At 72.3% G+C, this 22,653-nt stretch carries 3 protein-coding genes; all 3 read left to right on the top strand.

The window, feature by feature from the left end; genetic code table 11:
• Nucleotides 1-6: 6 nt before the first annotated feature.
• From ACFY32_RS30510 to ACFY32_RS30500, 3 genes are read left to right on the top strand one after another with little or no spacing between them, the layout of a single operon-like run.
• The gene (locus ACFY32_RS30510; protein ID WP_390675977.1) at nt 7-5,931 is read left to right on the top strand and encodes an amino acid adenylation domain-containing protein; all 5,925 of its coding nucleotides are present in this window, start codon (nt 7-9) and stop codon (nt 5,929-5,931) included.
• Nucleotides 5,932-7,089: a cytochrome P450 gene (locus tag ACFY32_RS30505; RefSeq protein WP_390675976.1), complete on the top strand. Its 1,158-nt coding sequence runs from the start codon at nt 5,932-5,934 to the stop codon at nt 7,087-7,089.
• A gap of 15 nt (nt 7,090-7,104) precedes the next feature.
• A complete protein-coding gene (locus tag ACFY32_RS30500; RefSeq protein ID WP_390675975.1) occupies nt 7,105-22,554 on the top strand; it encodes an amino acid adenylation domain-containing protein in 15,450 nt (5,149 codons plus the stop codon).
• The last annotated feature ends 99 nt before the right edge of the window (nt 22,555-22,653 follow it).

Genomic DNA, 22,653 nt, shown 5'->3' with positions numbered 1-22,653 from the left:
ATTGTTGTGGGGACGGCGGTGGCGGGGCGGGGTGAGGCGTGGTTGGAGGAGTTGGCGGGGTTTTTCGTCAATACGTTGGTGTTGCGGGTCGATGTTGGTGGTGATCCGTCGTTCGCTGAGGTGTTGGGGCGGGTGCGGGAGGTGGATCTGGGGGCGTATGCGCATCAGGATGTGCCGTTCGAGCGTCTGGTGGAGGAGCTGAATCCGGCGCGGTCGTTGTCGCGTAATCCGTTGTTCCAGGTGATGCTGGCGTTGGAGAATGTGCCTGAGGCGCGGTGGGAGTTGCCGGGGTTGCGGGTGAGTCCGGTGATGCCGGGGGAGGCGCCGCCGGCGCGGTTCGATCTGTCGGTGACCTTGGCTGAGAGGCGGGACGCCGGGGGTGCTCCGGCCGGGCTGGGCGGGGGCATCCTGTACGCCGCCGACCTGTTCGACGAGGACACCGTGCGGGGACTGGCCGAGCGGCTGGCCCGGGTGCTGGAACAGGTCGCGGCCGATCCCGAGATCCGGCTCAGCGATCTCGACCTGCTCGACGAGGGCGAGCGGGCGCGGGTGGTCGAGGGGTGGAACGCCACCGCGCTGCCCGTCGCCGACGACCTGCTGCCCGATCTCATCCGGGCCCGTGCCCTGCGGTCGCCTGCCGCGCCGGCGCTCCGCTGCGGTGAAGATGCCGTCGCCTACGGAGACTTGGAGGCCCGTGTCAATCGACTGGCGCGGTATCTGCGGAAGCTGGGCATCGGGCGGGAGTCGCGGGTCGGGCTGTGTCTGCCGCGTGGGGTGGAGATGGTCGTCGGGATGCTCGCCGTGTGGAAGGCCGGTGGCGCGTACGTGCCGCTGGACCCGGCGTATCCCGCCGACCGGCTGGCGTTCATGCTCGCCGACAGCGAGGCCACCGTCGTACTGACGACGCGCGGTACTGCCGTTGATCTGCCGCTCAAGGGGCAGCGGCTGGTCCTGCTCGATCAGGAGGCCGTCGCGCGAGTCATCGCGTCCGAGTCCGCTGAGCCGCTGGCTGATGTGCGGGTGGGGCCGGACGAGTTGGCGTATGTGATCTATACGTCGGGTTCGACCGGGCGTCCCAAGGGTGTGGCCGTCGCGCATCGAGGCGTCGCCAATCTCGCGGCGGCGATGCGTCCCGTACTGGGTGCGGGTGAAGGGGTCACCACCCTCCAGTTCGCGTCCTTCAGCTTCGACGCGGCCGTTCTCGACGTCGCCGTGACCCTGGCCGCGGGCGGCACGCTGGCGATCGCCTCGGACGAGGAGCGGGCGGAACCGGAGGAACTGGCGGAGATGATCCGTACCTCCGGTGCGTCGGTGGCGAGTGTGGTGCCGACCTTGCTGGGGCTGCTCGACCCGGCCGAGGTGCCCGGGGTGAAGAACTGGGTGCTGGGCGCCGAACGGCTCACCGCGGACCTCGCCGCCCGATGGGCCGGGCGGACGGCGGTGTGGAACACCTACGGCCCCACCGAGGCCACCGTCATCACCACCGCCACCCCCGTCGACCCGGGCATCACCCCGGACGACCGGCCTCCCGCCATCGGCGCTCCGATCGGCAACATGCGGGTGTTCGTGCTCGACGACTTCCTCAGGCCGGTGCCGCCGGGCGTGGTGGGCGAGGTCCACATCGCCGGGCCTGGGCTGGCGCGGGGTTACATCGGTCGCCCCGGCCTGACCGCCGAACGGTTCGTGGCCTGCCCGTTCGTTCCCGGTCAGCGGATGTACCGCTCCGGTGACCTGGCGAAATGGTCGACGGACGGCCAGTTGCACTTCGCCGGGCGCGCCGACGAGCAGGTCAAGATACGGGGCTTCCGCATCGAACCCGGCGAGGTCGCCGCCGTTCTCACCGCCCACGCCGACATCGCTCAGGCCGTGGTCGTCGTCCGCGAGGACCGTACGGAGCACATGCGTCTGGTCGCCTACGTCGTTCCCGCGGCCGGTGCGGCGGCGGACGTGGATGTCCGCGCGCTCCGGGAGTTCGCCGCCACCCGGCTGCCCGACCACATGCTTCCGGCCGCCGTGATGGTGCTGGAGGCCCTGCCGCTCACGCCCAACGGCAAGCTCGACCGCGCCGCACTGCCGGACCCCGAGTTCGCCGCCCGGCAGGACCTCGACCGCGCACCCGGGAACGAGGTCGAGGAGACCGTCTGCGCACTGTTCGCCGAGGTGCTCCGCCTCGAACGCGTCGGTGTCGACGCCGACTTCTTCGAACTGGGCGGCAACTCGGCGCTGGCGATCCGCCTGGCGGAGCGCATCCGCACGCGGTTCGAGGTCGACCTGAGCATGCGGCACTTCTTCGGCGCGCCCACACCGAGCGGTGTCGCCGCGATGCTCGGCTCGAAGGTGCTCCCGGCGTTGCTCCCGGTCGAGCACACCGGTGACGTACCCCTGACGGCGACCCAGCTCCGTGTCCGGGCGCGGGCGCGACGGGACGACGCCGTGGCATGGCAGACGCCGGTCGCCCTGCGCCTGACCGGCGACCTGGACCGGGCCGCGCTGCACCGCGCCCTGGAGGACGTGGCGGCCCGCCACGACATCCTGCGCACGGTCTTCCCCGACACCGAGGGCGTGCCGAGCCAGCACATCCTGGCCGCCGGCACCGACGCCGCCCGCCCCCTGCTCAGGGCGACACCGACGACCGAAGCCGCGCTGCCGGAGCTGCTGGCGGCCGGCGCCGCGCACCGTTTCGACCTCGCCCGGGAGACACCCTGGGCGGCGTACCTGTTCGCCCTCTCCGACACCGAGCACGTACTGCTGGTGGTGGTGCACCGGATCGCCGCCGACGACACCTCGGCGGAACTCCTCGTCCGCGACCTGGCCGCCGCCTACGCCGCGCGGCAGGAAGGCCGCGCGCCGCGCCGCGCGCCACTGCCGCTGCAGTTCGCCGACTACGCGGTCTGGGAGCACGAACTGCTCCGGGGCGAGCAGGACCCGCACAGCCTCGTCAGCGACCAGATCGCCTACTGGAAGGAAACCCTGGCCGGTATGGCGGCGGCCACGGAACCGCCCGTCGACCGACCGCGGCCCGAACCGGCCGCCGGGGTCGCGGCGTACCGTACCGCGTGCGTCCCGCTGCGCCTCGGACGGGACGCGCACCGACGCCTCATGAACGCGGCGCAATCCCTGGGGGCCTCCGCCTTCACGGTGGTGCACACCGCGCTCGCGCTGCTGCTGACGCGACTCGGCGCCGGAGACGACATCACGCTCGGCACCACCCTGGACCGCAAGGGCACGGAGGGTGTCCTCCAAGGCGTCGCCGGCCCCTTCGCGGGTCGGCTGCCGCTGCGGACCCGCACCTCTGGCGACCCCACCTTCCTGGAACTGCTGCGCCGGGCGCACGAGACGAACGAGCAGGCACGCCTGCGTCCGGACGTACCGTGGGAACGGCTGACGGAGGTGCTGCCCCTGCCCCACTCGGAGGCGTACCACCCCGGCCTCCGGATACTGCTCGACGTCCACGACGACGTCGACGAGTACTGGCACCTCGCCGCCCTGCCCGGCCTCGCCACCCACAGGGAACCCGTGCCGGTGCACGGGTCCGACCTGGAGCTGCGGTTCGACCTCACCGAGCACCTCCTGAACGACGGCGGCCCCGACGGCATCGACGGCCATCTGCATTACGCCACCGACCTCTTCGACGCCGACACCGTCACCGCACTCGCCGAGCGCCTCGTCCGCGTACTGGAACAGGCCGCCGCCGATCCCCACGTGCGGCTGAGCCAGGTGGACGTCCTGCTGGACGCCGCCGAACGCCACCGCCTCGTGGCGGCCGGCAACGACACGGCGGCGGAACTCCCGGACGGCACCGTCCTCGACCTGGTGGCGGCGCACACCGCCCGCACTCCCGACGCCATCGCCGTCACGGACCACGACGGCACGCTCACCTACGCGGAACTGGACGCCGTCGCCGGCCGGCTCGCCGGCAAGCTGGCCGCCCGGGGCATCGGACCGGAGGACGTCGTGGCCGTGGCGTCGCCGCCGACCACGACCCTTGCCGCCGCACTGCTGGGCGTGCTCAGGTCCGGCGCCGCCTGCCTCCTCACTCACCCCTCCCGACCGCTCGCCGCGGCGCCCCGCCCGGCAGCCCTGGTCCGCACCCCGGCCACGGCCCGGCAACGGCCCGCGGACAGTGCGGTGCCGGTGGTGACGCTCGACGATCCCCGGTCGGCCGCCACCACCGCCGACACCACCGCCACGACCACGACCACGACCACGGCCACGGCCACGGCCACGGTCACGCGGGGACACGCCGACGGTGGGCCGTCCTCCAACGGCGCTCGTAACCGCGCCGGCACACCACTGCCCGGTCACGCGGCACTCGTCCTCCCGGACCTCCACGCCCCCGACACCGGGGCCATCACCGGCCCGCACACGGTCATCGAGCACCGGGCACTGCTCAACCACACCGTGCACGGCATACCGGGCTCCCCGTCCGGCCGAGCGGTCACGCTCGACGTCCGTGCCCCGCTGCCCGCGCTGCTGACCCCGCTGCTCGCCGCCCTCGGCACGGGTACCGGCGTCCGCCTCCTCGACCCCACCCGCCCGGCCCATCACCCGGACGAATCCTCGACCCTGGTCACCACCGCCGACCTGCTGCGGGGCACCGAGTGGCCGGGCGGCGAGGAAACGCCGTACGCGCGGGTCGTGGTGGTGGACGACTCGGAACTGGAGGAGTGGCCCGTCCGGCGGCCCGGGACGGTGATGGCCGGTGGTCACGCCCTGGCGGAGACCGGCGGGCGGTGGCTGGACCGCCGTACCGGCCCCGGACTGACCCAGCCGTCCCCGGGGAAGCCGATGACCAACACCCGCGCCTACGTACTCGACGACCTCCTGCGGCCCGTGCCGCCCGGGGCCGTGGGAGACCTTTACGTGGCGGGCGCCTCGCTGGCACGGGGTTACGCCGGAGCCCCCGGCCGGACCGGTGAGCGCTTCGTCGCCTCCCCCTACGGCCCCGAGGGCGAACGGATGTTCCACACCGGCAGGCGGGCCAGGCGAACCGCCGAGGGCCTGCTCACGCTGTCGGCCAACGGCCGGGACACGGACCGCGGCGAGCGGCCGGCCCCGCTCCCGGGGACGGTCAGCAGGCGGTACAGCCTCGATGTGCTGCTGCCGCTGCGCGCCGGCGGCAGCCGCCCCCCGCTGTTCTGTCTGCACCACGGCAGCGGGCTGAGCTGGGGTTACGCGGCACTGCTCCAGCACCTGCCGCCCGATCTGCCGGTGTACGGCGTGCAGGCCCGCGGCCTGGTGGACGCCGCGCTCCTGCCAGAGACCGTCGGGGAGATGGCGGCGGACTACGCCGACCGGGTCCGCACCGTCCAGCCCGACGGCCCCTACCACCTGCTGGGCTGGTCGTTCGGCGGAATCGTCGCCCAGGCGATCGCCACCCGACTGCAAGAACAGGGCGCGGAGGTCCGGCTGCTGGCACTGCTCGACGCCTACCCGGACGGCGCCGGCGGAACCGCCACCGCCACCGCCACCGCCACCGGAGCCTCCTCCGCCACCGGAATCGCCACCGGAATCGCCACCGCCTCCGGGGCCTCCTCCGTCTCCGACGAGCCGGGCGCACGGCACCTCGTGCACGAGGCCGGCGACCCCCACCCCCCGGCCGGTGATCCGCTCCCCGTGGACGAACCGCTGCGGACGAACATGCGCACGGTGATGCGCCACGCCGCCCGGCTCGCGCGGCAGCACAGCCCCGACCGCTTCCGGGGTGACGCCGTCCTCTTCCTCGCCACCGAGAACCGTCCCGCGGATCTGCCGCTGCCGCTCGCGCGGACGAGCTGGGCGCCCTTCGTCACCGGCGAGATCGAGACGTACGAGCTGGCCACCGACCACGACGGCCTGCTCCAGGCCGCCCACCTGCCGCACGTCGGGCGGGTCATCACGGAGAAACTCCACGCCTCCGGCCGGGCCCGGACCGACGAAAGGGGCACGTGAATGTCAGACCCGTTGGACGTCGTCACACACCGGGACGGTCTCGACCCACTGCCGGAGCTGCGCCGCATGAGCGCCGAGACACCCCTCGTCGAAGCCGGCGACCACCTGTGGATGGCGGTCGGCCGGACAGAGATACGGGCGGTCCTCAGCGACACGGCAAGGTTCACCACCAGGCCGCCCGCGGAGAACGAGGAGGCGTCCCGAAGGCTGGCCGAACCCGGAAACCCCTTCCACTACGACCCGCCCGAACACACCCGCATCCGGCGGATGCTGACGCCCGAGTTCACGGTCGGCCGGACGCGGAGCATGCAGCCCCTCATCGAGGAGATCGTGCGGGAGCGCCTGGATTTCCTGGAGCGCACCGGCCCGCCCGCGGACCTCATGCGCCTCGTCGCCTGGCCCGTCACCGGCCTGATCACCTGCTCGCTGCTCGGTATCCCCCGCGACGACGTGGACGAGATCACACGCAACACCACCGTACGCGCCAACGGAACCGGCACCAAGCAACTGGCGGCCGGGAACGCGCACCGCGCCTACCTGGAGGCACTGGTGGCGCGGAAGCGCCGGCACCCCGATGGCGACGACCTGCCGAGCCGACTGATCCGGGAACACGGCCCGGAGGTCACCGACGACGAACTGCGGGGCATGTGCTCGGCCGTCCTGCTCTCCGAACTGGAGGGCGGCGCCCACATGCTGGGAGGGAGCGCGTTGGCGCTGATGCAACACCCGGACCAGTTCGCCCTCCTGCGCGCCCGGCCGGAGCTGACGGACCGGGCCGTGGAGGAACTGCTCCGCTACCTCACGATCGTTCCCGGTGTCTCACCCCGCACCGCCCGGGAGGACGTGCCCCTCGCCGGGCGGGTCATCAAGGCCGGTGACATCGTGCACTGCGCGCTGCTCGCCGCCAACCGCGCGCAGCCCCCCGGCGCACCGCGCGACGACCTCGACATCACCCGTGACAGCACCGGACACATGGCCTTCGGGCACGGTATCCACTTCTGCGTGGGGGCACCCCTGGCCAGGACGCAGACGAAGATCTTCCTCGCGGCGCTGGTCGAACGGTTCCCCGGCCTGCGCCTGGCCATACCGCCGGACAAGCTGCGCTTCCGGCTGCGGTCGCCACAGCACGGACTGGAAGCGCTGCCCGTCGCCTGGTAGGAGGGGGAGAAGAGGATGAACGCTCGGTCCGGCGAAAGCCTGCCGCTCTCGGACGCCCAGCAGGGAATCTGGCTGGCCCAGCACATCGACGGCGCCCGCGGCGCCTACCGCGCCGGCCAGCAGGTCGAGATACTGGGCCCGGTCGACACGGACCTCCTCGAACGCGCGCTGCGGCAGGTCACCGCCGAGACCGACGTCCTGCGCGTCCGCTTCACCGAGTCGGCCGCCGGCGTGCGCCAGCACCTGGGCCCGGCACCAGGGTGGCAGCTCCCCCTGATCGACCTCAGCCTGCGGGACGACCCGAGGCAGGCCGCGGAATCGTCGATGCGCGGCCAACTGCGCCGGCCGACGGACCCTGCCCGGGACCACCTCTTCTCCCACACCCTCTACCGACTGGCGGACGACCACTACCTCTGGTTCCACTCCTACCACCACCTCCTGATGGACGCCTTCGGATGCTCCCTGGTGGCCCGCCGCGCCGCCGACGTGTACACGGCCCTGCTGCACGGCGACCCCAGCGACCCGCCGCGACACGCAACCCTCCACGAGCTGGCGGCGCGGGAGGCCGCCTACCGGGACTCCGCACAGTACGAACGCGACCGCCGGTACTGGCGCGACCACTTCGCGGACCGGCCCGGCCTTCCGAGCCTCCCCGGCCACGGGGCGACCACCACCGCCGACGACGACGCACCACGCGAGACGGGCCGCCTCACCCCCGCCACCGCGGGCGCCCTGCGAACGACCGCCGCACGCGCCGGGACCAGCGTGTCCCGGCTCATCATCGCCGCGACGGCGCTGTTCACCAGCAGGCTGACCGGCACCCGTGAACCGGTGATCAGCCTCCCGGTCACTGGCCGCACGACGGAACAGGACCGGCACACGCCCTGCACGATGGCCAACCTGCTGCCACTCCGGCTGACGATCGGCCCCGGCACGAGCCTGACCGAACTGGCCCGGCAGACGGAGACCGAGGTGAGCGGGCTGCTGGACCACCAGCGCTTCCGCGGGGAGCGTCTGCGCCGGGAACTGAACTGGCCGGACGGCGACCGCCGGCACTTCGGCCCCTACGTGAACATCGTGCCCACCGGCGGTGACCTCTGGTTCGGCGAACACCGGGCCATCGTCCGGGACCTGTCCAGCCGACGCGTCGAGGAATTCGGCGTACTGGTCGACGGCATCCGAGACGACCAAGGTCCGCTGATCACCCTGGAATCCGACCCCGCGCGGAACGACCTGGCCTGGACCCGGGCCGCCCACGGCTCCTTCCTGCGGCTCCTGGAACACCTGGCCACCGACCCTTCGACAGCCGTGGACCGGCTCGACGGACTGGGCGAGGGCGAGCGGGCGCGGGTGGTGGGGGAGTGGAACGCCACCGCACGGGAGGTGCCTTCCGGTTCCGTGGCGGACCTCATCGCCGCGCGGGCCGGGCGGTCGCCGGGGGCGGTGGCGGTGCGGTGTGGTGCGGATGCGGTGTCGTACGGGGAGGTGGAGGTTCGGTCGAATCGGTTGGCGCGGTATCTGCGTGGTGTGGGGGTGGGGCGGGAGTCGCGGGTTGGGTTGTGTCTGCCGCGTGGGGTGGAGATGGTCGTCGGGATGCTCGCGGTGTGGAAGGCGGGTGGGGCGTATGTGCCGCTGGACCCGGCGTATCCCGCTGACCGGCTGGCGTTCATGCTCGCCGACAGCGGAGCCGACTTGGTGGTGTCCGTCTCGAGCCTGTCGCCGGTGGGCGAGCGGGTGCTGTTGCTCGATGAGTGCGCCGAGGCGATCGCGTCCGAGTCCGCTGAGCCGCTGGCTGATGTGCGGGTGGGACCGGACGAGTTGGCGTATGTGATCTATACGTCGGGTTCCACCGGGCGTCCCAAGGGCGTGGCCGTCGCTCACCGGGGCGTCGCGAACCTGGTGGCGGCTATGCGTCCCGTACTGGGTGCGGGTGAAGGGGTCACCACCCTCCAGTTCGCGTCCTTCAGCTTCGACGCGGCCGTTCTCGATGTCGCCGTGACTTTGGCGGCGGGTGGCACGCTGGCGATCGCCTCCGAGCAGGTGCGGGAGGACCCTGGGGCGCTGGCCGAGATGATCCGTGCCTGCGGTGTGAGCACGGCGAGTGTGGTGCCCTCGCTGTTGGGAGTGCTGGACCCGGCCGAGGTGCCGGGGGTGGAGAACTGGGTCCTGGGTGCGGAACGGCTGACGGCTGACCTGGCGGCGCGGTGGAGTGCGCGGGCTCGGGTGTGGAACACGTACGGGCCGACCGAGGCGACCGTGATCAGTACGGTGACGAGGGCTCCGCTGGATGCGGGAATCCGGCCGGGGGACGTGTCGCCGGCTATCGGTGCTCCGATCGGCAATGCCCGGGTGTACGTGCTCGATGGGTTCCTCCAGCCGGTGGCGCCGGGGTTGGTGGGGGAGGTGTATCTCGCCGGGCCGGGGCTGGCGCGGGGGTACGTCAGTCGTCCGGGGCTGACCGCTGAGCGGTTCGTGGCCTGCCCGTTCCTTCCCGGTCAGCGGATGTACCGCTCCGGTGACCTGGCGAAGTGGTCGGCGGACGGGCAGTTGCACTTCGCCGGGCGTGCTGATGAGCAGGTGAAGATCCGGGGCTTCCGGATCGAGCCGGGCGAGGTCGAGGCGGTGCTGGCCGCTCACCCGGATGTCGGCCAGGCCGCCGTGGTCGTACGCGAGGATCGCCCCGGGGACAGGCGGCTGGTCGCCTATGTCGTCCCCGGTGAGCTGGACGGTGCTGAACTGCGTGAGTACGTCGCGAAGACCTTGCCGGAGTACATGGTCCCCGCCGCCGTCGTGACCCTCGACGCGTTCCCCCTCACCCCCAACGGCAAGCTCGATCGCTCTGCTCTACCCGCCCCCGACCGGGTCGGCGGGGGTGTGCGGCGCGGGCCGGGCACGCCGACGGAGGAGGTGCTCTGCGGGCTGTTCGCCGAGGTGCTGGGTGTGGAACGGGTCGGTGCCGAGGACTCGTTCTTCGAACTGGGCGGGGATTCCATCCTCGCGATGCTGGTCGTCTCCGGCGCGCGACGGGCGGGACTGTCGATCACTTCGCGGCAGATGTTCGACCTGCGGACCCCGGCGGCCCTGGCGTCCGCGGCGAGCACACCCGAGGCGGCCGTCGACGGCGACGAGACCGGAGTCGGCGAGGTGCCGCTGACTCCGGTGATGCGGGAGCTGCTGGCGCGGGTCGGCCCCGACGAGGTGGGCGGGATCGTGCAGTCGGGCGTACTGCTGACTCCGCCCGACCTGGACATGGACGTGCTGGCCGGGGCGGTCCAGGCACTGGTCGACCACCACGACGTGTTGCGGGCACGGCTGGTCCACGGTCCGGGCAGGCAGGACTGGCGACTGGCGGTGCCGGAACCGGGGACCGTGCCGGCCGGCTCCTGGCCGCGTCGGGTCGACGCGGCCACGGGGGAACTGGACCGGTTGGTGGTGGAGCAGGCGCGGGCGGCGGTGGAGCGGCTGGACCCGCGGGCCGGGGTGATGGTGCAGGCGGTGTGGCTGGATGCCGGGGCGGGGGTGCCGGGCCGCTTGCTGCTGGTGGTGAATCACCTGGTGGTGGACTCGGTCTCCTGGCAGGCGCTGTTGCCGGACCTGGCCGAGGCGTACGCCGCGCTGGCGGCCGGCCGGGAGCCGATGTTACTTCCGGTGCCGACGTCGTTCAGGCAGTGGAGCCGTGCCTTGACCGACCAGGCCGAAAGCCGGGATCGTGCCGCGGAGTCGGCGCAGTGGACGAGCCTGCTTCAGGGGGCGGACGCTCTCCTGACGGCGGAGCCGGTGGACCCGGCCCGGGATGTGGGGGTCACCGTTCGGCGGACGTCGGTGACGGTCCCGGCCGAGACGACGACGGCCTTGCTGACGCAGTTGCCCGCCGCGTTCCATGCGGGAGTCGACGAGGTCCTGTTGACCGGCTTGGCGGCGGCGCTGGCGGAGTGGGCCGGCGGGAGTGCGGCCGACGGGTTCCTGGTGGACGTGGAGGGGCACGGCCGGGTGCCGCTGCGTCCGGGCATGGAACTGTCCCGCACTGTCGGCTGGTTCACCGGCATCCGCCCGGTACGGCTGGGCACAGGGACACTGGAACCGGCGGAGATACGGGCGGGCGGCCCGGCGGCGGGGCAGGCACTGAAGCGGGTCAAGGAGCAGATACGGTCCGTGCCCGGCGACGGACTCGGCCACGGGCTGCTCCGCCACCTGAACCCGCACACCGCGCCCACCTTCTCGACCCTCCCGGCCTCTCAGATCGGTTTCAACCACCTCGGGCGGCGCAGCGACCGTGTGCGGTACTGGGAGTTGATGGCCGAGCACGGCCCCGGTGACCACTCCGGCGGGCGGGCACCGGTGATGCACGCGCTCGAAGCCGAGACCGTGGTACGTGACCGGGCCGGCGGTCCCGAGCTGACGTTGAGTGTGGCGTGGCCGGAGCGGTTGCTGGGCGAGGCGCGTGCGCGGGAGTTGGTGGAGGGGTGGGCGGCGATGCTGGCCGGGCTCGCCGCTCAGCAGGCCGGTGGTCACACCCCGTCCGACTTCCCGCTGGTGGCACTGGAGCAGGCGCACGTCGAGGAGGTGGAGGCGGACCTGCCGCTGCTGGCGGACGTGCTGCCGGTCACGCCGTTGCAGGAGGGCCTGCTCTTCCACGCGCAGTACGACGACGTAGGCACCGACGTCTACGTCGAGCAGATCGTCCACTGTCTGGACGGCCCACTCGACACGGAGACCTTGCGGAAGTCCTGGCAGGCACTGCTCGACCGGCACACCAGCCTGCGCGCGGGCTTCCGGCAGCTCGCCGGGCTGGAACATCCCGTCCAGGTCGTCGCCCAGGGCGTGGCACTGCCGTGGCGGCAGGAAGACCTGTCCGCGCGTGCGACGGGCAGCGCCCAGGCCGAGGCGGAGCGGCTGGAGCGGACGGAACGGGCCCGCCGCTTCGATCCGACGAAGCCGCCGCTGCTGCGCATCCTTCTGATCGAGGTGTCGCCCGGCCGGTTCCGCATGGTGATCACGTTGCATCACCTGGTGCTGGACGGCTGGTCGCTGCCGGTGCTGATGCGTGAGCTGTGGGCCTGTTACGAGGCGGGCGGCAGTGCGGCCGGGCTGCCTGCTGTGACGCCGTACCGGGAGTATCTGGCGTGGCTGGCCCGGCAGGACAAGGAGGCCGCGCGGCGGGCGTGGCGGGAGGCGTTGGCCGGGGCCGACGAACCGACCCTGGTCGCACCCACCACTTCGCAGGCCGGACAGGCGGCCGTCGGCCATGTGAGCAGCACGCCGGACGAGGAACTGGTCGCCTCGCTACGAGACCTGGCGCGAGGCCACGACCTCACCCTCAACACGGTCCTCCAGGGCGCCTGGGCCCTGCTGATCGCCAAGCTGACCGGGCGGTCCGACGTGGTGTTCGGGGCGACGGTGGCGGGGCGGCCCGCGGAACTCCCCGGCATGGAGAACATGCTCGGACTGTTCCTCAACACCGTGCCGGTGCGGGTGCGGATCACCCCCACCGGGACCGTCGGCGGGTTGCTTGCCGAACTTCAGTCCCAGCAGTCCGCGTTGCTCGACCACCAGCATCTGGGGCTGACCGAGATCCAGCGGGTGGCCGGGACCGGTGCCACCTTCGACACGCTGCTGGCCTTCGAGAACTACCAGGCGGATCGGAGCGGCCCGCCCGAGCCCCTCCGCCTCACGCGGACCACCTTCAAGGAGTCGACCAACTACGCACTGGTCCTGGGCGTTGATCCGCGCGAGGGACTGCGGCTGCGGCTGGACCACCGGCTGGACGTGTTCGAAGAGGACACCGCCCAGGCATTGATCGACCGGTTGACGCGGGTGCTGGGACAGATCGCGGCAGATCCTCAGATCCGACTCGGTGACGTGGAGGTGTTGAGCGCGGGTGAGCGGGCGCGGGTGGTGGGGGAGTGGAACGCCACCGCGCTACCGGTCGCCGAAGACCTGCTGCCCGACCTGATCCGATCCCGCGCGCTGGCTTCACCCGCTGCTGTTGCCCTTCGCTGCGGCGCGGATGCGGTGTCGTACGGGGAGGTGGAGGGTCGGTCGAATCGGTTGGCGCGGTATCTGCGTGGTGTGGGGGTGGGGCGGGAGTTGCGGGTGGGGTTGTGTCTGCCGCGTGGGGTGGAGATGGTCGTCGCGATGCTCGCGGTGTGGAAGGCGGGTGGGGCGTATGTGCCGCTGGACCCGGCGTATCCCGCTGACCGGCTGGCGTTCATGCTCGCCGACAGCGGAGCCGACTTGGTGGTGTCCGTCTCGGGTCTGTCGCCGGTGGGCGAGCGGATGCTGTTGCTCGATGAGTGCGCCGAGGCGGTCGCGTCCGAGTCCGCTGAGCCGCTGGCTGATGTGCGGGTGGGACCGGACGAGTTGGCGTATGTGATCTATACGTCGGGTTCGACCGGGCGTCCCAAGGGCGTGGCCGTCGCTCACCGAGGTGTTGCGAACCTGGCGGCGGCTATGCGTCCCGTGCTCGGTGCGGGTGCAGGGGTTACCACCCTTCAGTTCGCGTCCTTCAGCTTTGACGCGGCTGTTCTGGATGTCGCCGTGACATTGGCCGCCGGTGGCACGCTGGCCATCGCCACGGATGAGGAACGGGAAGACTCGCAGGCGTTGGCGGAGATGATCCGTACCTCCGGTGTGTCGGTGGCGAGTGTGGTGCCGTCCCTGCTGGGAGTGCTGGACCCGGCCGAGGTGCCGGGGGTGGAGAACTGGGTCCTGGGTGCGGAACGGCTGACGGTCGATCTGGCGGCGCGGTGGAGTGCGCGGGCCCGGGTGTGGAACACGTACGGGCCGACCGAGGCGACCGTCATCACCACCGCCACCCACGCACCCGTGGTCGCGGATTCCCGGCCGCCCGCTATCGGCGGCCCGATCGGCAACATGCGCGTCTTTGTCCTCGACGGTTTCCTCCAGCCGGTGCCGACAGGCGCGGTCGGTGAGGTCTACATCAGCGGTCCCGGTCTGGCCCGTGGCTACATCGGCCGCTCCGGTCCGACCGCCGAGCGGTTCGTGGCCTGCCCGTTCGTCCACAGCCAGCGCATGTACCGGTCCGGTGACCTGGCGAAGTGGTCGGCGGACGGGCAGTTGCACTTCGCCGGGCGTGCTGATGAGCAGGTGAAGATCCGGGGCTTCCGGATCGAGCCGGGCGAGGTCGAGACGGTACTGGCCGCTCACCCCGATGTCGTCCAGGCCGCCGTCGTCGTACGCGAGGACCAGCCCGGCGACCGGCGGCTGGTCGCTTACGTCGTCCCGGCTGCTCTGGACCGCGCTGAACTGCGCGAGTACGCCGCGAGGACCCTGCCGGAGTACATGGTCCCCGCCGCCGTCGTGACCCTCGACGCCTTCCCCCTCACCCCCAACGGCAAGCTCGACCGCCCCGCCCTGCCCACCCCCGGACCCGCGGTCGAGGGAGGCCGTGCTCCTGGCAGTCCCGTCGAGGAACTGCTCTGCGGACTCTTCGCCGAGGTGCTGGGCGTGGAGCAGGTCGGTGCCGAGGACTCGTTCTTCGAACGCGGCGGGGATTCCATCCTGTCGATGCTGCTGGTCTCCAACGCCCGCCGCGCCGGGTTGGCCATCACCTCGGCGCAGGTCTTCGAGCGGCGTACCCCGTCCGGGCTGGCGGTGGTCGCCGCCGCTACCGCCACCCCGGGCGCGGTGGAGACCGGAGTCGGTGAGGCGCCGCTGACGCCGGTGATGCACGAGGTGCTGGACCGGGTCGGGGCCGATCGCGTCGGCCAGGTGGTGCAGTCGGCGCTCGTACGTACCCCTGCCGGGGCGCGGTTGGAGACGTTGACCCGGGCCCTGGAAGTCGTGGTGGACCGGCATGACGTGCTGCGGGCGCGGCTGGACGTGGAGCCGCGGCGGTTGGTGATACCGGAGCCGGACGGCGGGAGGGTCGGTTCGTGGATTCGTCGGGTCGACGCGGCCACGGGGGAACTGGACCGGTTGGTGGTGGAGCAGGCGCGGGCGGCGGTGGAGCGGCTGGACCCGCGGGCCGGGGTGATGGTGCAGGCGGTGTGGCTGGATGCCGGGGCAGGGGTGCCGGGCCGCTTGCTGCTGGTGGTGAATCACCTGGTGGTGGACTCGGTCTCCTGGCAGGTGCTGTTGCCGGACCTGGCGGAGGCGTACGCCGCGCTGGCGGCCGGCCTGGAACCGGTGCTGCCCCCGGTCCCGACGTCGTTCCGGCACTGGGCGCAACTTCTTGCCGCCGAGGCGGATTCGCCCCGGCGAAAGGCGGAATCGTCGCGGTGGGCCGAACTGCTCCAGGGCGCTGACCCACTCCTGACGGCGGAGCCGGTCGATCCGGTGCGGGATGTGCAGGGCACGGTACGGCGGGTGGCGGTGACCGTTTCGGCCGGGACGGCGGACGCGCTGGTGAGCAGGGTACCGGCGGCCTTCCACGCCGGGGTCGACGAGGTGCTGCTGGCCGGGCTGGCGGCGGCGGTGGCCGACTGGCGCGGCGGGAGCGGCGGGTTCCTGGTGGACGTCGAGGGCCACGGCCGGGTGCCGCTGCGCGCGGGTACGGAGCTGTCCCGCACCGTGGGCTGGTTCACCGGCGTCCACCCGGTGAAGCTGGACGCCGGGACCGTCGCCGGGGTGCGCGCCGGAGGCCAAGCCGCGGGGGCGTTGCTCAAGCGGGTCAAAGAACAACTGCGGTCGGTGCCGGGCGACCGGCTGGGCTACGGACTGTTGCGCCACCTCGCCCACGACACCCCGGACACCCTCACGGCACTTCCGACACCCCAGGTGGGGTTCACCTACCTCGGCCGTGTCGCGACCGACCAGGGCGTCGCCGATTGGCAGTCGGCCGAGGAAGGCGGATTCGGGCACGGTCTGGGGTTCTACGGTACGTTTCCCGTCTTCCACGCGCTGGAGGTCATGGGCGTCGTCTACGACCGGGCCGGCGGTCCCGAGCTGACGTTGAGTGTGGCGTGGCCGGAGCGGTTGCTGGGTGAGGCGCGTGCGCGGGAGTTGTTGGAGGGGTGGGCGGCGATGCTGGCCGGGCTCGCCGCTCAGCAGGCGGGCGGTCACACCCCGTCCGACTTCCCGCTGGTGGCACTGGAGCAGGCGCACGTCGAGGAGTTGGAGGCGGACCTGCCGCTGCTGGCGGACGTGCTGCCGGTCACGCCGTTGCAGGAGGGTCTGCTCTTCCACGCGCAACATGACGTCGAAGGCATCGACGTCTACGTCGAACAGATGGCGCTGGGCCTGGAAGGGCCGTTGGACCCTGACGGGTTGCGGGCCTCCTGGCAGGCGTTGCTCGATCGGCACGAGCCCTTGCGCGTGGCCTTCCGGCAGCCGTCGGAGCACACGGAGCCACTCCAGGTGATCACGCGGGGGGTGACACTTCCCTGGCGGGAGGAGGATCTCACCGGCCTGGACGCGGACGCGGTGACGGCACAGGCGGAGCGGCTCGCGAACGAGGAGCGCGAGCGCGGCCTCGACATCACCCGGCCCCCGCTGCTGAAGGTGTTGCTGATCCACCTGTCGCCCGGCCGGTTCCGCATGGTGATCACGTTGCATCACCTGGTGCTGGACGGCTGGTCGCTGCCGGTGCTGATGCGTGAGCTGTGGGCATGTTACGAGGCGGGCGGCAGTGCGGCCGGGCTGCCCGCTGTGACGCCGTACCGGGAGTATCTGGCGTGGCTGGCCCGGCAGGACAAGGAGGCCGCGCGGCGGGCGTGGCGGGAGGCGTTGGCCGGGGCCGACGAACCGACCCTGGTCGCGCCGCTCGGCGCGGCTGCCACCTGGGTACCTCCCCAGGTCGTGGACGCCGAACTGGGCCAGGAGTCGACCGAGGCGTTGCGGGAGGCGGCTCGTGGGCTCGACGTGACCCTGAACACCGTCGTCCAGGGTGCCTGGGCGTTCGTGATCCGCCAGTTGACGGGGCGGTCCGACGTGGTGTTCGGGGCGACGGTGGCGGGGCGGCCCGCGGATCTCCCCGGCATGGAGAACATGCTCGGACTGTTCCTCAACACCGTGCCGGTGCGGGTGCCGATCACCCCCACCCGGACCGTCGGCGGGTTACTTGCCGAACTTCAGTCCCAGCAGTCCGCGTTGCTCGACCACCAGCATCTGGGGCTGACCGAGATCCAGCGGGTGGCCGGGACCGGTGCCGCCTTCGACACCCTGCTGGCCTTCGAGAACTACCCGGGCGACCCGATGGCGCTGACCGCCGCACAACTGTCGCTCACGGACATCGAGATGCGGGAGTCCACCAACTTCGCGCTGGCCCTGGGCGTGAACCCGCGCGACGGTCTGAAACTCCGCCTGGACTACCGGCCCGACCTGTTCGACGAAGAGACCGCGCGAAAGCTGACGGATCGCTTGATCCGGGTGCTGGAGCAGATCGCGGCCGACCCCCAGACACGCCTCAGCGACCTCGTCCCACTCGGAGAGGACGAGCGGGTACGGGTGGTCGAGGAGTGGAACGACACGGAGTTGCCGGTCACCGAGGACCCGCTGCCCGACCTGATCCGGGCTCGTGCGCTGCGGTCGCCTGACGCTGTTGCCCTCCGCTGCGGTGAGGATGCGCGCTCCTACGGGGCGTTGGAGGCCCGCTCCAATCGGACAGCGCGCTACTTGCGTCGGCTGGGGGTCGGGCAAGGGGCGCGGGTGGGGTTGTGTCTGCCGCGTGGGGTGGAGATGGTCGTCGGGATGCTCGCGGTGTGGAAGGCGGGTGGTGCGTATGTGCCGCTGGACCCGGCGTACCCTGCCGACCGTTTGGCGTTCATGGTGGCCGACAGCGGTGCTGACGTGGTGGTGTCCGTCTCGGGTCTGTCGCCGGTGGGCGAGCGGGTGCTGTTGCTCGATGAGTGCGCCGAGGCGATTGCGTTCGAGTCTGCTGAGCCGCTGGGTGATGTGCGGGTGGGGTCGGACGAGTTGGCGTATGTGATCTATACGTCGGGTTCGACCGGGCGTCCCAAGGGTGTGGCGGTCGCTCATCGGGGTGTTGCGAACCTGGCGGCGGCGATGCGTCCCGTGCTCGGCGCGGGCGAAGGTGTCACGACGCTCCAGTTCGCGTCCTTCAGTTTCGACGCGGCTGTTCTGGATGTCGCCGTGACATTGGCCGCCGGTGGCACGCTGGCCATCGCCACGGACGAGGAACGGGAAGACTCGCAGGCGCTGGCGGAGATGATCCGTGTCCACGGCGTCAGCACGGCGAGTGTGGTGCCGTCGCTGCTGGAGGTGCTGGACCCGGCCGAGGTGTCCGGAGTCACGAACTGGGTGTTGGGTGCCGAGCGGCTGACCGCCGATCTGGCGGCGCGGTGGAGTGCGCGGGCTCGGGTGTGGAACACGTACGGGCCGACCGAGGCGACCGTCATCACCACCGCCACCCACGCACCCGTGGTCGCGGGTTCCCGGCCGCCCGCCATCGGCGGCCCGATCGGCAACATGCGCGTCTTCGTTCTCGACGGTCTCCTCCAGCCGGTGCCGGCGGGTGTGGTGGGGGAGGTCTACATCAGCGGTCCCGGACTGGCCCGTGGCTACATCGGTCGCCCGGGTCTGACCGCTGAGCGGTTCGTGGCCTGCCCGTTCCTTCCCGGTCAGCGGATGTATCGGTCCGGTGATCTGGCGAAGTGGTCGGCGGACGGGCAGTTGTACTTCGCCGGGCGTGCTGATGAGCAGGTGAAGGTCCGGGGCTTCCGGATCGAGCCGGGTGAGGTCGAGGCGGTGCTGGCCGCTCACCCCGATGTCGGCCAGGCCGCCGTGGTCGTACGCGAGGACCAGCCCGGGGACAAACGCCTGGTCGCTTACGTCGTCCCGGCTGCTCTGGACCGCGCTGAACTGCGCGAGTACGCCGCGAGGACCCTGCCGGAGTACATGGTCCCCGCCGCCGTCGTGACCCTCGACGCCTTCCCTCTCACCCCCAACGGCAAGCTCGACCGCCCCGCCCTGCCCACCCCTGGCGAGGCGGTGCCGTCGGCCGGTGGTGGGAGCGGGCGGGTGGTCACCCCGCGAGAAGGGGTTCTCTGTTCCCTCTTCGCCCAGATCCTCCAGATGCCGCGGGTCGGTGTGGACGACAGTTTCTTCCTGCTGGGCGGTGACTCCCTGCTCGCCACCCGGCTGGCCGCCCGCATCCGCACGGTGCTCGGCGTGGAGGTCTCCACACGGACGCTGTTCGCGTGCCCGTCCCCCGCGTCGCTGGCCGACAGGCTGGACGGACCGGCCCCGGCGCGGCCGGTGGTGCGGCGGGTGACCGAGCGGCCCGCGCGGTTGCCGATGTCGTACGGGCAGCGGCAGATGTGGTTCGTGGACCGGCTGACGGAAGCCGGTCCGAACAACATCGTGCTGTGCCTGCGGCTGACCGGTCCCCTGGACTCCCGGGCCATGCGGGACGCCTGGGACGACGTGGTCGGCCGGCACGAGACGCTGCGGACGGTGTACGGCGAGGCGGACGGCGTGCCGTACCAGCGCGTCCTGGCGGACGCGCCTGCCCGGATGACGACCGCCCACGTCCGAGCGGGCGAGCTGCGCGCGGTGCTCTCCGCCGAGGCGGACCGGTGTTTCGACCTGGAGGCGGCACCGCCGTGGCACGCCGTCCTGTACGAGACCGGGCGGGACGAGCACGTGCTGCTGGTGGTGCTGCACCACATCGGTGCGGACGGCTGGTCGCTGGACGTGCTGACCCGCGACCTCGCGGTGGCGTACGCCGCGCGGGCCACCGGTGCCACGCCCGGCTGGGCGCCGCTGCCGGTCCAGTACGCGGACTTCACGCTCTGGCAGCAGGAGATGCTGCGGGGCGAGGAGGACCCGGGTAGCCCGTACGGCCGTCAGATGGCGTACTGGACGGCGGCGCTGGCGGACCTGCCGGCCGAACTCGCCCTGCCCACCGACCGGCCGCGCCCCGCTCGGGCCGCCCACCGTGGCCGCACGCTGTCGACGACGACCTCCGCACGGACGCACCAACTGCTGCGGGAGGTCGTGCGGGAGTGCGGTGCGACGATGGCGATGGTGACCCGGGCGGCGGTGGCGGTGCTGCTCTCCAGGCTGGGCGCCGGTGAGGACGTTCCGCTGGGGTCGCCCGTCGCGGCCCGGGGGGACGAGTCACTGGGCGAGTTGGTGGGCTACTTCCTCAACACGCTGGTGCTGCGCGCGGACCTGAGCGGCAATCCGACCTTCGCCGACGTGGTCGCGCGGGTCCGGGAGACGGACCTGGCGGCGTACGCTCATCAGGATCTGCCGTTCGCGCGTCTGGTGGAGGTCCTCAACCCGGAGCGGTCGCTCGCCCGGCAGGCACTCTTCCAGGTGGCGTTCGCCTTCCAGAACACTCCCGATGCCGGGGCCGTCTTCCCCGGACTGACCGCCAAGGTGGAGCCGGTCTCCGGGTCCGCGGCGCGGTTCGACCTGTCGGTGCTGATCAGGGAGGTGCGGGACGCGGAAGGCGGGCCGGCGGGGCTCGACTGTTCGCTGGAGTACGCGACCGACCTGTTCGACGAGGGCACCGTACGGGGCATCGCCGGCCGGCTGACCCGGGTCCTGGAGCAGGTCGCGGCCGATCCGCGGGTCCGGCTCGCCGACCTCGACGTTCTGGACGCGGCCGAACGCCGGCGGATGGTGACGGAGTGGAACGACACCGCCCGGCCGGTGCCGGCGGACACGTGGTGGGAGCTGTTCCGGGCGCAGGTGGAGCGGGTTCCGGACGCCGTGGCGGTGCGCGCCGGGACCGAGGTGCTGTCGTACGCGGAACTGAACGCCCGCGCGAACCGTCTGGCCCGCCACCTGATCCGCCTGGGCGTGGGCCGGGAGAGCCGGGTCGGGCTGTGCCTGCCGCGCGGTACGGAACTGATCGTCGCCGTCCTCGCGGTGTGGCGGGCGGGCGGGGCGTACGTACCGCTGGAGCCGCTCCATCCCGCCGACCGGATCGGGTACATGATCGGGGAGAGCGGCGCGACGGTGGTCCTCGCCACGGCCGGGACCGCGGGCGGGGCCACGGCCGGGACCGCGCGCCGGTACGCCGCCGCGTCCGTCGGCGGCGGCCCGGCGGGTCCTGCGAGTGCGGCGGGTGCGGGTCCGGCGGGTCCGGCGGGTCCGGCGGGTCCGGTGAGGGTCGTACTCCTGGACGATCCCGCTACCGGAGCCGCGATCGCCGACGAGCCGCCCGAGCCGCCGGAGGTGGTGGTCGATCCGCGGCAGCTCGCGTACGTGATGTTCACCTCGGGCTCCACGGGACGGCCGAAGGGCGTGGCCGTGCCGCACGGTGCGGTGCTCAACTCCGCCGTGGCGCTGCGGGGAGCGCTGGCCGTCGACGCGGGCGTGGTGGCGCTGCAGTTCGCCTCGTGCGGGTTCGACGCGTCGGTGCTCGACGTGACCGCCACGCTGTCCGTCGGAGGCACCCTGGCGATCGCCTCCGACGACGAGCGCGCCGACCCCGTTCTGCTGGCGGAGATGATCCGCGCGACCGGCGTGAGCGTGGCGTGCGTGGTGCCGTCGCTGCTGGCGGTGCTGGACCCCGCGGCCGTGCCGGGCGTGCGCAACTGGCTGCTGGGCGGGGAGCGGGTCACGGTGGAGCTGGCCGGCCGGTGGGCCCGGCGGACGGGGGTGTACAACGGCTACGGCCCCACCGAGACGACGATCATGGCGACGGGGCACCGACTCGACCCGGACGCCGACGCGGAGGGTCCGCCGCCGATCGGGCGTCCGATCGCCAACATGCGGGTCTTCGTGCTGGACGGGTTCCTGCGGCCGGTACCGGTCGGCACGACCGGTGAGCTGTACATCGCCGGGCCCGGTGTGGCCCGCGGTTACGTGGGGCGGCCGGGGCTGACCGCGGAACGGTTCGTGGCCTGTCCCTTCGCGGGCACCGGCGAGCGGATGTACCGGACCGGGGACCTGGCCCGGTGGACGGCCGGGGGACTGGTGGACTACGTGGGCCGCGTCGACGACCAGGTGAAGATCCGTGGCTTCCGGGTCGAGCCGGGCGAGGTGGAAGCGGTGCTCGCGGCACATCCCCGGGTCGCCCGGACCACGGTGACCGTACGCGAGGACCGGCCCGGCGACCCCTACCTGGTCGGCTACGTCGTGCCCGAGGGGCCGGACGGAGCCGACCCGCAACTGCTGCGCGACCACGTGGCCGGGGTCCTGCCCGACTACATGGTCCCGGCGGCCGTCGTACCCCTCGCCGAGCTGCCCCTGACGCCCAACGGGAAGATCGACCGCGCCGCCCTGCCCGTACCGGCGCGCACCGGCCCGGCGAACGACCGCGGTCCCCGCACGCCCACCGAGCACGCCGTCCACCGGATCTGGCAGGAGGTGCTGGGGCGTGCGGACTTCGGCACGCACGAGAAGTTCTTCGACGTGGGCGGAAACTCCCTGTCGCTGCTGGCGGTACGGAAGGAACTCGTCCGGCTCTGCGGCCGGGACCTGCGCGTGGCGCTGTTCTTCGAGCACTCGACCATCGCGGCGATGGCCGAGACCGTCGACCGGCATCGCCCCGCCCCTGCCGATGACGACCGCAGCGTCGAGCTGTGACCCGGACCGGCACGCCGCGAACGTACCCCGCGAGAGACCTGCGACCCCTGCGAGCCCTGCGAGAGACCTGCGAGCCCTGCGAGACCTTCGAGATCGGAG

Source organism: Streptomyces sp. NPDC000134, assembly GCF_042899225.1.
Taxonomy (GTDB): Bacteria; Actinomycetota; Actinomycetes; order Streptomycetales; family Streptomycetaceae; genus Streptomyces.
The sequence above is the reverse complement of the archived record's forward strand: the minus strand, read 5'-3'. Positions and strand labels throughout refer to the sequence as shown.